Here is a 15461-nt window from a genome sequence, read left to right as displayed (position 1 = left end):
AATCCTTTGAGTAGAGGCGCGCTGCCTAAAAGTATCCGGATGGAGGGTGACACCTTTGAAGTCTGGGGAAAGGAGTCGGCGCCGAAGTGTTTGTTGTGTCGTCAACAATCGCTGGGTCTGCATTAAATAAGTGCAGAACTGCCATAGTTATTTTGTCTATGGAGCGCTACCCTAAGGGATACGAAGAAGTATTTTTTCTCCTGAAATCTGTTTCTCTATCCTTTCGGTAGATCTCCACCTAATATAGGTGTTTAAGAGATCCATGAATCTAGTTCAATATTCTGACTCCCTGCTATCTGTTGTACCACCCTTACTGGCGGTTGTTTTAGCAATCACTACACGACGTGTATTGTTATCACTTGGCCTTGGTATTGTTGCAGGCGCAATCCTTCTTAATGATTACAGCCCTTTAGCGGCGCTTCAATATATCGTAAATAAAGTTGTAGGCCTTGTTTGGGCAGACGGTGCTGTAAATAGCGGTAACGTTAATATGATCATCTTTATGCTTTTGCTCGGTGGTTTGATCAGCTTAATGACAGCAACAGGTGCCACTAAAGCATTTGCTGAATGGGGTGTTCGTCGCTGTAAAGATCGCCGTAGCGCAAATATGCTAACGGGTTTAATGGTTTTTGCTTTCTTTATTGATGACTTTTTCCATAGCTTATCTGTGGGGCCTATTTGTCGCCCAGTAACAGATCGCTTCAATATCTCACGTGCAAAGCTTGCTTATTTACTTGATTCAACGGCTGCACCTGTTTGTGTTATCACGCCAATTTCTTCTTGGGGTGCTTACATTATTGCTATTCTTAGCGGTATTTTAGTAACAAACCATATTACCGATATCAGTGCTATTTCATTGTTTGTTCAGATGATCCCAATGAACTTGTATGCCGTGTTTACGCTATTAATGGTTATCGTTGTTATTTTCTTCCAGCTTAATATTGGTCCAATGCGTCAACATGAAGCATGGGCAGAAGAAGGTAAGCTTTGGGATGAATCTAAAGGCCACCCTAAAGGCTTAGAAATTACCACTGAGTCTGAAGGCCAAGGTACTATGATTGATATGGTATTGCCTATTCTGACACTGACAGTCTCAAGCGTTATCTTTATGATCATCAGTGGTGCTGAAGTATTAAGCACAAAAGGCGAGGCTTTTAGCTTAATTGCTTCTTTAGAGCATACCGATCTAGGTGCTTCATTAGTTAACGCATCTTTATGTAGTCTAGCTGTTTCTATTCTTCTAGCTTTACGTTTAAAGCTGCCACGTAAGACTTGGTTAACTGCGGCACCTCAAGGTGTACAAGCGATGATCCCTGCAATCATCATTCTACTTTTTGCATGGACGATCGGTACTGTTGTGAGTGATATGTCTACAGGCCAATACCTAGCCTCTTTAACAAAAGGGGGGTTCCCAACGGAATTACTACCAGCATTAGTCTTCATCCTTTCATGTGCAATGTCATTTGCGACAGGTACAAGCTGGGGCACGTTCGGTATTATGTTGCCACTTGCTGGTGATATGGCGGTAGCAAGTGATGCTCACCTATTAATGCCGATGTTATCTGCAGTACTTGCAGGTTCGGTATTTGGTGATCACAGCTCACCTATTTCAAGCACAAGTATCTTGTCTGCAACAGGTGCAGGTAGTCACCATATGGATCACGTTATGACTCAGCTTCCTTATGCTATTACTGTCGCTTTTGGCGCACTATTAGGTTATTTGGCAATGGGTATCTTATCTTCAACAATTGCGGGTATTGCAGTAAGCTCTGTTTGGTTCCTTGCATGTTGTACGATTCACCTACGTCGTCATAAGAAACAACTGCAAGCGGTAACAGCATAAATAAATACATTAATATTAGATCATAAAATCTAATAATCCCCGTTCGTTTTAATACGCATTTGCTTTATGCTAAGTATTAGACAACGGGGATTTTTTTGTATAAAAGCTAGGAAATAGAATGGAATACTTACATACCATGGTACGAGTGAGCAACTTAGATGCTTCACTGGATTTTTACTGTAACAAGCTTGGTTTGGTAGAAATTCGACGAAAAGAAAGCGAACGTGGACGTTTTACTCTCGTATTTTTAGCTGCACCTAATCAGGCAGAAACGGCAAAAGAAACACAATCGCCTTTATTAGAACTAACTTATAACTGGGATCCAGAATCGTACACTGGTGGCCGTAATTTTGGTCACCTCGCTTTTGCCGTCGATAATATTTACGATTTATGTGCTCATTTACAAAATAATGGTGTTGTCATTAATCGCCCACCCCGTGATGGACATATGGCATTTGTTCGTTCACCTGATGGCATTTCGATTGAACTGCTACAAAAAGGTGACGCACTAGAACCCGCTGAACCTTGGGCTTCGATGCAAAACCAAGGTGAATGGTAAGAAATAGCTTTTGTTTGTCGGTATTATTTTATTCGATAATACCGACAGTTATAGAGCCTTTAAAGCACAATAATGCCAAGTTGACTTAGTAATTGCTCTTGTTGCCAGTCGCAAATTTTTACACCGTTCAAATTCACACGTCGAATATCAACCCCCTCTAAATCCACATGACAAAGATCTGCGTCTTCTACAACGCATTGACCCCACTGTTCAGAGGAAAACTCACCGCGACTTAAGTCAGATCCTTTAAACGATGTTGCCAACAAATTAGCCCCATTCCATCGGTTTTCAAACAGTTCGCACTGCTCTAATTTTATGTCTTCGAAATTGCTATAACGTAAATTGCAGCCAGTGATAAATGCCGAGCAAAAGAAAGTGTTATGGGTAATATAATTTGCAAAAGAAGCATATTGAAAATCAACGCCTTGGAGATTAGATTGTCGCATTTCTATGCCAAAACACTGCGCATTACGAAAACTAGCCATTGACAAATTACACTGCTTAAAACTCGCATCTTTGAGCTTTGAATAGGAAAAATCACAGCCTTTGTCATCCCCCACATCAATAAAATTACAGTTGATAAAACTCGCTTCAACTAAATTTGCACGTGAGAAATCACAACGATAAAACTGACAACTTTCAAAAATAGCTTCGGACAATTCTTGTTTAGAAAAGCTTTCATCTTGATAGCACTGACCTACAACATGCATACATTATCTCTTCTATTACTCTGCGACTGATCAAAAAAAAGCGCAATTACTGATTGCTCAATAATAGCGCTTTCTCAATCTATTAGAACTTATTATTTAATTACTTATGAACATCACAATTCGAAGCTACTGATGATACTTGTTTTACATCTTTAACATCATAAGTATTCTGTAGGCTATGGAAAACAGTCGCATTGTAGTAATCACCATTTTCAATACTAAATGTAATTGAGTAGTTCATACCTGCAACCACTTGCTGTGTTACATGATAGATTTTACCGAGCTGATGCTCACCAGGGATTGCTTTAACGGCGTCTTTTGCTGCTTGTTCCACTTCAGGTGTTATGTCACCTTGTGCCCAACCACCAACGATTGCGTGAGAAAAATTACAACTTTCTTGCATATTCGCCTCATTCGAAGTTACGTCTTTTGCAGAATTACATGCAACTAATGTAACTGAGCTTAAAGCAATGAGTAAAACTTTCTTATTCATCATCAAATCCTAATTCACATTTTCTGCATATATATCAACAGAAAACATGATTAAGTGCAAATATACTTTATTCGAACGGTGATTTATTGCTATAAGTAATGATATAAAGCAATTATATTTGCATTTTTATATGACATACTTGCGATAAGATTGCTGATTAATATCTTCAATCTCGACTGTGACGCAAATATCATTCTGAAACATTGCTGCCACTTGGTGCAAGATGACTTCCGATAGATTATCTTTTTGCTTTGGATCTCTACCTGGAAGTACCCTTACGGTAATATGAACGAAAGGCTTTTCGGTTGTCCCTGTACGATATAACTCATAAGGTATGGCACGGGTTTTTATATCTTCTTCATCAAAAAGCCCTGAACTAAACGTCGCGTAATGCGTTGTTGCCATTAATTCATTTAAATTAATCTCTGTTTCAAGATCTTTGGCATATTCAATAATGCAATGCGGCACAGCTTATCTCCTGTATATGAATAGCTTATTTAATGACACTAGCATATATAAATAAGAGAACTCTTAGTTTGATCAGCTTTTTGATAATAAATACATTTAATATCTGAGTTCTTTTGCTTTCTGTGATTCCTGTACAAAAATAGCTCTTTTCTGTTACGTTAAATCACTGAGCATAACAATTAAAATGTTAGTACTTTTTCCGCCTTTAGTGTCCAACTTGCTAAATCATCTAACGAGCCTATTTCACAATCTTCAATGAGCAATGACTCAGACAGCCCTCGCGCACAACAACAGGTTTTACACAATTTGACCTTGCTTCCTTGTGCAATAAGGATTTCAAGCATTTGTTGAATATCATAGCCTTCTACCGGATTTTGCTGTTTCATCGCGCACATCACAGCATCAGACATTAAAAACAATTTGAGACTTACAGGTTGTTCTTCCTGTTCATTAAGTTTAATGGCTAAGCGTAATGCATTAAAAGGACGCTCAGAGCCATAAGGAGCGTCATTGATAACGATTAAAATAGTTTGCATTTAATACCCATCTAAAAAATAAAATCAATTGCCTTTATTGTCACACAAAATGAGATTAAATATATAAAAACCCCAAACACTACTGATCAATAATAGCAATAGTCAATTAATATCACAGTTCACATTTTTAATGTCTTTACGTCACTGTACGTCTACAAAACATTCAGTTAGTACACATTATTATCTCAAATTCACGTTATATGCATATTCTACTATTCTCAACTCGAATAATTTGGCACATTACCGCCTCAGTTGATTTAACACGTTTATTCATAGCAGCTGAAGTGTACTTAACCTCTAGAATGAGAACATAAAATGAGTCATCGTCTTCAACTAACCGATGCACCATCGGTCCTATTTTTATTTGGTCTTTCTGGTGCCGGTAAATCTTTTGTCGGTGATGTCATTGGTGCTCATGACGATTGGTTTGTTTACCATGCAGATGACGATTTAACTGATGAAATGCGTGAAGTTATTGCTGCGAACAAGCCTTTTACGGATGAAATGAGAGATGATTTTTTTATTCGTATCAGTCAAAAAGTTAATCACTTCCGGACTCTTTATCCCCGTGTAGTGGTTACACAAGGTGCTTATAAAAAACAACACCGTGATTTCCTACGTCAAAGTATCACAGACATAGATATGATTTATGTCACTGCAACGGACTCGTTGATTCACCAACGTTTAGAGTATCGTATCAATGGTATTTCTAACGAAAGTGCAGACGCTATAAAGCATATTTTTGAAACACCTGATGATACTGTAAAAACAATTTTTAATTGTGAAGGCAAGACTTCTATCATTGCGCAATTAAACCGTTTTTATAACAATATACAATAAAAACATGATAGATAAGATCATTAAATTTTATGTTTATAAATTTAACCTTGATGCTACCTTGTTACTTTTATAACTTCCTTGAAATATTTACCCCGTCACGTTTCTCATTATTTCCCCTTAACTATATGAACACTTTAGCATAGACTTATACATTGTATGTCTATGGATTCATATTAAGGTGTCTGTGTGAATGGGTTAAAACAGTATCTTCTTGCCATTTTAGTACCATTGGTTGCTATGGTGACTATTTTAAGTCTCTATTTTTACCAGAAAGACAGTGTTCAGCTTGCAGAACATATCAAAGAAAATGAACTGCGCCAGTTAGATTCTCTTATACAAATTAGTTACTTACATCTAAACACTATCACTGAAGATTTAAACCGTCTCACTTATCAATTACAGCAAGAACCTCTTCATGAACCATTACGGGTCTTGGAAAAGGCAAATGTACTAAAACAATTTAAGAGCATCCTTATTACCTCAGAGCTCTATGACTCCATTCGATTAATTGACTATAAAAACAGCCAAGTTCTTCTCCTGGACAAGGTGAAAGATGGCTTTCATATTGATTACAGTAAAGTCATTGAAGAACCACAAGAATTAAAAAATATAGATCATACATTTTCTCTTAATAATAAAATAAGCTACATTTATAAACATCAAAATAAAGTATCATTTTATCAACATTTAAAATTAGAACACAGCAATTGGGTTGTGCAGCTAAGTTACCACCAAATCCCTGTTAGTAATATTGCAAGCAATAAAGAGCGTACAAATTTTATTATTAACAATGATGCAAAATGGATCACACAGCCATACTTAAACAAATCACTGACCCCATCAAGAGATGATAATACAAGTTCTGATGACGTACTTTTCTCTGTTACCTATCCTTATTTATGGAACGCTGTAAAACGATTAAACAAAGGACAAACGATCATTGGTGACTATCTCTACACCTATACCCCACTGATATTTAAAGATAAAAAATTAAATAAAAATATAGATAAAAACACATCTGAGTGGGTGTTAATTTCCTCACTAAATTTTGATAAAGAACTGAACAATCTGTATTTTTCTAATTTTACACGAATACGTTTAACCGCCATTTATATTACGTTTTTTATTTTAATTATTAGCTCAGCAATGTTGATACGACGATTAATTAAGAATCGTAAAAATGAACAGATATTACGTAAGCAACGAGATCAAAATCTAAAAAGATATACGGCGGTTATTAAAAATAGCGAAGATGGTATTGTAGCACTCAATAAAAATAGAGAAATTACAGCGATTAATGACGCTGCTTTTAAAATACTTAATATTCATTCTCGCGCTTTACAAAAACCATTAATAGGTCTCTTCTATTCAAAACAAATTCAAGATGAACTCACAACCTTACTTAATACTATTGATCAATTACCTAACACAGAGCATTTAAAGACTCATATAAAACTTAAATATAAACGTTCAAAACACCTTGAAGTTATTGCAACTAAGCAAGTTGATAATGTTGAAGATAACATTTTACTTCATATTGCTGATATAACTTATTGGGTTAATCGTGAGAAGAAATTACAAGCCTTATCTCGCGCAGCAGAACAAAGCGCAGAATCCGTTATCATTACCGATAAAAATGGCTTTATTCAGTATGTAAATACGGCTTATGTAAAAATGAGTAACAAGCCTTTAAATCAGCTTATTGGTAGCCACAGCTCAATTTGTATTAATGACTATATCGATAATAAGCATGAACAAGATGAACTCATTAGCAAATTAGTCTCAGGACAATCCATTCGCCATGTTATTACCAAAAAAACGGATAACGATATAATTTATATGGATTATACCATTTCACCTATTCGCGGTGATGATGGCAATATTTGTAACTACATAGCAACAAGCAAAGACATAACAGACAGAGTCAGTTATGAAAATAGATTACACCGTCTTGCACACTATGATGCATTAACCCAGTTACCGAATAGAACAATGTTTACTCAAGATATTGCACACAGCATGCAAGAAGCAATTCGACATAAGGCTCAAATTGCTATCATCGTGATCGATTTAGAATTAACAAAACAGCTTCATGAATCCATGAGTAATGAAGACATTGAAAAAATCCTTTTAATTGTCTCAAAACGGATAAAATCTAATTTACGTGAGACAGATGTTTTAGCCCGTATTGATACTAATGAATTTGGCATTTTAATCAGATCATTTCACGATTTACAAACAATCACGCAAGTGGCTGAACGATTACTACAAAATACTAATGCGCCGTTATCTATCGATAGCCAAGTACTTTCTATCTCAACTAACATTGGTATTGCATTAAGCTCAGACACCGAATCAGACCCAAAGCTGATACAAAAATACGCTCACATGGCCTTATATCGCGCTAAAGGATTATCCGGTAGCAACTACTGCTATTTCACTGAATCGATGGAAGCGGAAAACATTCAGCGTTTAATACTTGAGTCTGACCTTCGGAAATCCGTTGGTAGTGAACAATATGAATACTTCTATCAACCTAAGGTGAATGCCAATACACACACACTGTGCGGTGTTGAAGCCCTACTACGTTGGAAAAACAGCAAAGGAGAATACCGTTCACCTATTGATGTTATCCCTGTTTTAGAATCATCCGAGCTTATTATCGATGCTGGGCGTTACCTGATAAATCAAGCATGCCTTCAATTAAAATCTTGGCAAGACAAAGAGTATTACTTTGATATTGCAATCAATATTTCTGCAAGACAGTTATTAGAAGCCGACTTAGTAGAAACAATAACACAAGCGATTAACAATACGGGTTGTAACCCTCATTTTCTCGAACTTGAATTAACAGAAAGCGTGCTCATGTGTGATGTTAATTTTGCTTTAAAACAGCTTAAATCTTTACGTAAACTAGGCATTAAAATCGCTATTGATGATTTCGGAACTGGTTACTCTTCCCTCGCTTATCTTTCGCGCTTTCCTATAAACATTCTAAAAGTCGATAGAGAATTCATCAAAGATCTGCCTTTTAACAAAGACAGTATTACGATTTGTCGTTCTATCATAGAACTTGCTCATAATTTAAATTTAACAATTGTCGCTGAAGGTGTTGAAACAGAAGTTCAACTTAAGTTCTTAGAATCTCTCGGCGTGGAAGAATTACAAGGCTTTTATTTTGATAAACCATTACCATTATCCGATTTTGAGAGGAAATATTTAAACACAAATGAAATAAGGTCAACTTTAAGTTGAAAACAAGGTTCTCATCATTCTTAATGTGTCTTATTATTATGGTAATGAAATTGTTATGTAGGATGCTTTGATGAGCTTTGATGACCACTTAAATAACTTTATCAAGCAGCGCGATCAATTTGGTGGCACAGCCCAACAACGGCAGCAGAAACGTAATAGCTATGTCGTTGTCGATGCAACGGATCAAAGTAAAGCCCGTGAGTCGATGGCTCGTGAACAAGAATTAGCTGCAAAACGTGCTGAATTTGAAACCAAACAACACCATGAACGCGTGAGTGGGCGTTGTGTTTTACCAGATGAAGCACAAACATTGGAAAACAATAAATTACAAGCAAGACCGGCAGATCCTAGTCGTATCGCATATATACAGCAGCTTAAAAAAGATCTAAAACTCAAAAAATACAGTAACTGATTTTATCTTCATTCATCAAAAGGAAGCTATCGCAATAGCTTCCTTTTTTATTGTAAATAACCAAATAAAATTACAATAAGTTTTAATCACAATAAATAGAACACAAAAAACAAGCACAAATTACAGCATTGAATACTCTTAAAGTGTAAATCGCTCAATTTTTTTAATTTTTTATCCAAATAAATCAAAAAACATCTGTGCAAAAAACAACCAATCTTATATTGTGAGAAATTTCCGTTTTTTTTCAATTGCATTCATAATAACTAAAATTTCATTTTAACCTTCGTATTACAGTGCACATTTCGTTATAAATATGACTCAACTTACTGATTTAGGCAAAAACAATAAGATAAGCATATGTTTTATAATAAAAATTAAATTTAAAAGATGGCATTTATGTAATTTTTATTTGCAGTTTTAACCTTCGAAAAATAACAACCGTCAACGCATAAAAATAAAACAATTCAATAACATCAAGAGCACCAGAAAGTAACTTCATTTACTTTTTAAAGTAGGTATATTCGATATTTTATACAATATCACCACTTAAAGCTTAATTGACTACTACATTATAATTTGAATAGCAATATGGTAAGAATACCTTTTAAACGTTAAAATTAGCGTCAAAGAAGTACAATAGAAGATTATCGATGAACACAACTATTCAAATTAATGAGCTCGAATCATTGCTCATAGCAATAATCGTGCTTTTTCTAGGTTACTTTATTAATAGTAAAGTTGCGATTTTAAGAAAGTATAACATTCCAGAGCCGATTGTTGGTGGCTTGGTTGTTGCTGTTATTATAACAATTTTTCATTTCCAAGGGTTTGATATTAGCTTCAAGCTAAGTATGAAAAATGCATTAATGGAAATGTTCTTCGCAACAGTTGGCCTTGCTGCTAGCTATAAACTCTTAGCGAAAGGTGGATCACGTGTCTTCTTATTCCTAGCCTTAGCAACGGTATTTATTGTTATTCAAAATGCTGTTGGCGTTGGCTTAAGTAAGCTACTTGGTCTAGATCCATTACTGGGTCTTGTTGTTGGCTCGATTACATTATCAGGCGGTCATGGTACAGGCGCCGCTTGGGCACAAACCTTCTCGACTGACTATGGCTTAAATACGCTTGAATTATCGATGGCATGTGCAACATTTGGGTTAGTCATGGGGGGTATTATTGGCGGACCTGTCGCACAGCGTCTTATTAATAAATACAACCTAAAATCAGATTTTGGTGAAAGTGGTAATCACCATATTGATCACCCTGATCTTGTAACATACAGCGACAAAGAAGAAGATCGTATTACCTCAAAGAATACAATTGAAGTGTTATTTATTCTTCTTGTCTGCGTTGCTGGTGCATCACATGCTAAAGAGTTTGTTGATAGCTTTGGTATTAGCGCACTTCGGATTCCTGAATTTGTTTACGCACTTTTCATTGGTGTCTTCATTACTAACTTTTGTGAAGGCACTAAGTGCTACAAAATCAATAAGGAAACCGTTGATGCTTTAGGTACTATCTCGTTATCCCTATTCCTTGCAATGGCCTTGATGAGCCTGCATTTATGGGAATTAATGGATCTCGCATTACCTATGTTGGTGATTCTTATCGTACAGACCATCGTGCTCGCGCTATTTGCTTACTTCGTAACTTTCCGCGTAATGGGTAAAAATTACGATGCCGCAATTATTGCTGGCGGCCACTGTGGCTTTGGTATGGGTGCAACACCAACAGCTGTAATGAACATGGGGGCACTTGTATCTCGAAATGGGCCATCACCACAGGCATTTATGGTTGTACCTATTGTTGGTGCTTTCTTTATTGATATTACTAACCTACTTGTACTACAGGGCTATATAAGTTTCCTTGGTCACTAATAGTAATCACACTTCATAGTTCATAAAGGGGAAAGAGATGCACTCTTTCCCCTTTTGTTATTCCTTTTGAAATACTCAATAACGCCACAAATAAATAACACCCCCATTACATTCACCTCTCAATTAAAACGCTATTCAAATTCAGTTACACTCTAACTTTCATACTTTCAGCTCATTTGTAACAAACAATTTCTAGCCAATTTTAAATTTAAATAATCTTGATAAGATTCGCGCACTTTAAAAAACCCATTTAGATATAACATTATCTTTGTTGGCAAAGTGATCTGCTGACATCGCCTTAATTGAGAAAAGTATGAAAAAATTTGATAGAGCAATGCAGATCTTACTTGCTGGATTCTGCATTAATTTGTGTATGGGTATTCTTTACGCATGGAGTGTTTTCAAAAAAGCACTTGTTGTTGATTTAGGCTGGTCAAATGCCGACGCTTCGCTACCTTATACGGTTGCCATTATTACCTTCTCATTATCATTATTGGTGGCAGGTATTCTGCAAGACCGTATGGGTCCACGTCGAGTACTCATCCTAGGTACAGTGATGGTTGGTCTAGGTATGATCATTTCAAGCTTTGCTACCACGCCTACGTTACTGATCGTAACATTCGGTATCTTAACAGGTAGTGGTATCGGTTTTGGCTACGCGTGTCTTAGCCCATCTGCAATGAAATGGTTCCACCCTTCGAAGAAAGGTCTAGTTAATGGCTTAATTGCAGCAGGCTTTGGTTTAGCAGCTGTATACTTAGCCCCGCTAACATCTTTCCTGATTAAAGAAGTTGGAATAAATACAAGTTTCTTAGTATTAGGTATTGCTGTACTTATTATTGCAGTGCCTCTTGCTTGTACCATTAACAATCCACCAGCAGGCTATACACCAGAAGTCCCTTCTGGCTACGATGTAAATAATAAATCAGGTAATGCTGCAGATCTAAACTGGCGTGCAATGCTAAAAACACCACAGTTTTACTCTCTTTGGGTAATGTATGCATTTGCTTCTGCATCAGGTTTGATGATCATTGGTAACATCACCTCTATTGCAGCAACACAAGCAAATATCGCAGATGCTGCATATTTAGTTGTAATTTTAGCAATATTCAACTCTGGTGGCCGTGTAGTTGCAGGTATCCTATCTGACAAGATCGGTGGCATTAAAACCCTCATGATTGCCTTTATTATGCAAGCAATCAACATGGTAATGTTCGCAACGTTTAAGTCTGATTTTACGTTAATTATTGGTGCAGCCGTTGCAGGTATTGGTTACGGAACACTGCTTGCAGTATTCCCATCAATCATTGCTGATTTCTATGGTTTGAAAAACTATGGTGCAAACTATGGTGTACTTTATACCGCTTGGGGTGTGAGTGGTTTCATTGGCCCTGTCGTAGCGGCGTTCGCTGTTGATACTACAGGTACTTACACACTGGCATATACCGTGTGTTCTATCATGCTTGGTGTCGCGGTTGTGCTTTCTTTTGTGACTAAAAAAGTAGATTCAGTCGCACTGGCAGCAAAAGCGACAAACGCATAACGAACTAAAATATAAGTAAGAAAGACTCAATTTTTATTGAGTCTTTCTTTATAAGACGATATTCCCCAACTCGCAAAAAATTCAAAACACTAATTCGAATAACACAAAAAATTCAGACTTAAATACTTAATGCATCAACTAAATATGATATTTAAGTTTAAGCTACGACAAAATACCAAACAATTTAACTACAAAGCAGCACTCCCACCAAACCGCATAAAAAATCATAATTATGCAAATTGAACATCTTTGAAGATATCAAGATGCAACTTAACCTCTGCGCACACCAACTTAAAACACCCGTTTAAATAAGGCCACGGCGCAATAATCACGCCAATATACTCATTATTTTCAATCCCTAACCTCACACTATTCAAAGCACCCAGCATGAATAATTAGTCACATATGGTAATGATTATTATTTTATTCTAATTTTCATCTTGTTAGCTTTTCGTGATCTATATCTTTTCGTTCACTAGACCTTTTATTTTCTCTTCCTATAATTAACAACTGTTAACATGTTGTTAAAATTATTAACGATCTATTTTTAATTTCACATCAAGACCAACAAAGGAAGGTACAAATGGCTAATAAATTATCAGTGGTATTTGCGGCGTTAGCCTCTTCAACTGCCCTTTTTGCTGCAAACGCCAATGCTGAAACTACGTTAGACAAAGTGATGAAACAAGGTTATGTCCAATGTGGCGTAAGTGCTGGTCTACCTGGCTTTTCAAACCCTAATGCAAAAGGTCAATGGGAAGGCCTTGATGTAGAATTCTGTCAAGCTATTGCGGCAGCAACTATTGGCGATAAATCGAAAGTTAAATACATCCCACTGACAGCAAAAGAGCGTTTCACTGCACTACAGTCTGGTGAAATTGATGTTTTATCGCGAAATACTACATGGACACTCCACCGTGATACCTCTTTAGGCCTCAACTTTACCGGTATTAACTATTACGACGGTCAAGGCTTTATGGTTAAAAAAGACATGGGCATAAAAAGCGCTAAAGAATTAGATGGTGCGGCAGTTTGTGTCCAATCAGGAACGACTACGGAGCTAAACCTTGCTGATTACTTCCGTGTTAATGGTATGACTTATAAGCCAGTTGTATTTGATACAGCACCTCAAACATCTAAAGGCTTTGATTCTGGTCGTTGTGACGTATTAACAACGGATCAATCTGGTCTATATGCTCTGCGTTTAAACTTAAAAGATCCTAATTCAGCTGTTGTACTACCAGAAATTATTTCTAAAGAGCCTTTAGGCCCTGTAGTCCGTCAAGGTGATGACCAATGGTTCAACGTCGTTCGCTGGACGCTCTTCACTATGATCAATGCTGAAGAATTCAATGTAACTTCTGCTAACATTGATAAATTAGCGAAAGAATCAAAAGATCCAAATATCCGTCGTCTTATTGGCTTAGATGGACCAAAAGGTAAAGGCTTAGGACTTAAAGATGATTGGGGCTACCAGATTATCAAACAAGTAGGTAACTACGGTGAGAGCTTTGAGCGTACTGTCGGTGAAGGCTCACCACTTAAAATTAAACGTGGTTTAAACGCGCTTTGGACGAACGGTGGTATCCAATACGCACCACCAATTCGTTAATCACACACATAGATATTTATTGAAAGAAACATAGTACAACGTAGCACTATATAGGGATTCGGCAACGGGTCCCTACTTTTACATCTCAATAGGAACTGAGGTTGTTGTATGGCTCCTACACCACATACATCGGATGTATCGAATCCAAAGTCCAAACAGAACATTTTTTATAACCCAACTTTCAGAGCGGTTATTTTTCAACTTATTGCTGTTATTGGGCTAGTGTTCTTTTTTTACTCCATCGTAAATAATGCCCTTACCAATTTAGAATCACGAGGTATCTCGACAGGATTTGACTTTCTTAGCCAAGAAGCAGGATTTGGTATTGGCTTAACACTGATTGATTACGATGAAACTTACACTTATGGGCGAACCTTTGTTATTGGATTACTAAATACTGCGTTAGTTGCAGGATTAGGTATTATCCTTGCCACAATTATTGGCTTTATCATGGGCATTGCTCGACTCTCTTCAAATTGGTTAATCAGCCGTTTAGCTGCTGTTTATATTGAAGTCTTTCGTAATATTCCTTTATTACTGCAAATCTTTTTTTGGTACTTTGCAGTACTCCAGGCACTTCCCTCTCCTCGACAAAGTATCAGCTTAGGCGAAGCTATATTTTTAAATATTCGCGGACTATCTATTCCTAGCCCTATCTATGGCTCGGGCTCTGAAATTGTTGGATGGTGTTTAGCCATTGCTGTTGTTATTTCTTTGTTCTTTTATCAATATGCTAAGAAAAAACAACAACAAACAGGTCAACAACTTCCCGTACTATTAACCGTAACAGGATTAGTTTTAGGCTTGCCGTTAATCGCCTTTTTTGTCACAGGTATGCCCATTGATTTGGAATATCCAGAACTTAAAGGTTTTAACTTTAAAGGTGGAATAACCATCCTTCCTGAACTTGCAGCCCTTTTACTGGCACTAAGCATCTATACCGCTTCATTTATTGCTGAAATTGTTCGTTCAGGTATCAATGCTGTTAGTCATGGTCAAACCGAAGCTGCTGAAGCATTAGGGTTATCGAGAAATAAAACCTTACGCCTTGTCGTTGTACCGCAAGCACTGCGTATTATTATTCCGCCGCTCACCAGCCAATATTTAAATTTAACCAAAAACTCATCGCTTGCGATGGCCATTGGCTATCCCGATCTTATTTCTGTCTTTGCAGGAACAACCTTAAACCAAACAGGTCAAGCTATTGAAATCATAGCAATGACTATGGCTGTCTATCTCACATTAAGCCTATTCACCTCTTTGGTGATGAATATCTATAACAAGAAAGTCGCGTTGGTAGAGAGGTAATCACT

At 36.8% G+C, this 15461-nt stretch carries 13 protein-coding genes and 1 riboswitch; of the genes, 9 read left to right on the top strand and 4 right to left on the bottom strand.

Features of this window, described 5'->3' with window-relative positions:
- Window positions 1-3: 3 nt before the first annotated feature.
- Window positions 4-177, top strand: a riboswitch (Lysine riboswitch).
- An 85-nt stretch (window positions 178-262) separates the two neighbouring features.
- Window positions 263-1843 carry a Na+/H+ antiporter NhaC family protein gene (locus tag C9J46_RS11700; protein WP_107290932.1) on the top strand — a complete coding sequence of 527 codons (1581 nt, stop codon included), beginning with the start codon at window positions 263-265 and terminating at the stop codon, window positions 1841-1843.
- 118 nt (window positions 1844-1961) lie between these two features.
- Window positions 1962-2402 carry a VOC family protein gene (locus tag C9J46_RS11695; RefSeq protein WP_107206377.1) on the top strand — a complete coding sequence of 147 codons (441 nt, stop codon included), beginning with the start codon at window positions 1962-1964 and terminating at the stop codon, window positions 2400-2402.
- A 59-nt stretch (window positions 2403-2461) separates the two neighbouring features.
- Here the strand turns inward: C9J46_RS11695 and C9J46_RS11690 are convergent, their stop codons facing one another.
- From C9J46_RS11690 to C9J46_RS11675, 4 genes are all read right to left on the bottom strand, one after another.
- Entirely contained in the window at window positions 2462-3112 is a 651-nt protein-coding gene (locus C9J46_RS11690) for a Qnr family pentapeptide repeat protein (protein ID WP_107246914.1), read from the bottom strand.
- Window positions 3113-3212: 100 nt separating this feature from the next.
- Window positions 3213-3605, bottom strand: a complete 393-nt coding sequence (locus C9J46_RS11685; RefSeq protein WP_107259534.1) for a cystatin domain-containing protein — start codon at window positions 3603-3605, stop codon at window positions 3213-3215.
- A 126-nt stretch (window positions 3606-3731) separates the two neighbouring features.
- Window positions 3732-4073, bottom strand: a complete 342-nt coding sequence (locus tag C9J46_RS11680; RefSeq protein WP_006645414.1) for a 5-carboxymethyl-2-hydroxymuconate Delta-isomerase — start codon at window positions 4071-4073, stop codon at window positions 3732-3734.
- Between the two features lie 179 nt (window positions 4074-4252).
- Window positions 4253-4609: a DsrE/DsrF/TusD sulfur relay family protein gene (locus C9J46_RS11675; protein WP_107206374.1), complete on the bottom strand. Its 357-nt coding sequence runs from the start codon at window positions 4607-4609 to the stop codon at window positions 4253-4255.
- Between the two features lie 315 nt (window positions 4610-4924).
- Here C9J46_RS11675 and C9J46_RS11670 point away from each other — a divergent pair, with 315 nt between their 5' ends.
- The 7 genes from C9J46_RS11670 to C9J46_RS11640 all read left to right on the top strand — a co-directional run bounded on the left by C9J46_RS11670 (window position 4925) and on the right by C9J46_RS11640 (window position 15456).
- Window positions 4925-5449, top strand: a complete 525-nt coding sequence (locus tag C9J46_RS11670; protein WP_107287639.1) for a hypothetical protein — start codon at window positions 4925-4927, stop codon at window positions 5447-5449.
- A gap of 186 nt (window positions 5450-5635) precedes the next feature.
- Complete coding sequence (locus C9J46_RS11665; protein WP_107206372.1) at window positions 5636-8704, top strand: EAL domain-containing protein; 3069 nt, start codon at window positions 5636-5638, stop codon at window positions 8702-8704.
- Between the two features lie 70 nt (window positions 8705-8774).
- Window positions 8775-9116: a hypothetical protein gene (locus C9J46_RS11660; RefSeq protein ID WP_107206371.1), complete on the top strand. Its 342-nt coding sequence runs from the start codon at window positions 8775-8777 to the stop codon at window positions 9114-9116.
- 650 nt (window positions 9117-9766) lie between these two features.
- Window positions 9767-10993 (top strand): sodium/glutamate symporter, encoded by a 1227-nt coding sequence (gene gltS, locus C9J46_RS11655; RefSeq protein WP_107246909.1) that lies wholly within the window; start codon window positions 9767-9769, stop codon window positions 10991-10993.
- 313 nt (window positions 10994-11306) lie between these two features.
- Window positions 11307-12536 (top strand): OFA family MFS transporter, encoded by a 1230-nt coding sequence (locus C9J46_RS11650; RefSeq protein WP_107206369.1) that lies wholly within the window; start codon window positions 11307-11309, stop codon window positions 12534-12536.
- Between the two features lie 583 nt (window positions 12537-13119).
- Window positions 13120-14148 (top strand): amino acid ABC transporter substrate-binding protein, encoded by a 1029-nt coding sequence (locus tag C9J46_RS11645; RefSeq protein WP_107206368.1) that lies wholly within the window; start codon window positions 13120-13122, stop codon window positions 14146-14148.
- Between the two features lie 108 nt (window positions 14149-14256).
- Window positions 14257-15456, top strand: coding sequence for an amino acid ABC transporter permease (locus C9J46_RS11640; protein WP_107290931.1), 1200 nt, complete (start codon window positions 14257-14259; stop codon window positions 15454-15456).
- Window positions 15457-15461 lie beyond the last annotated feature (5 nt).

The sequence above is a fragment of the Photobacterium sp. GB-36 genome (genome assembly GCF_003026135.1).
GTDB lineage: Bacteria > Pseudomonadota > Gammaproteobacteria > Enterobacterales > Vibrionaceae > Photobacterium.
The sequence above is the reverse complement of the archived record's forward strand: the minus strand, read 5'-3'. Positions and strand labels throughout refer to the sequence as shown.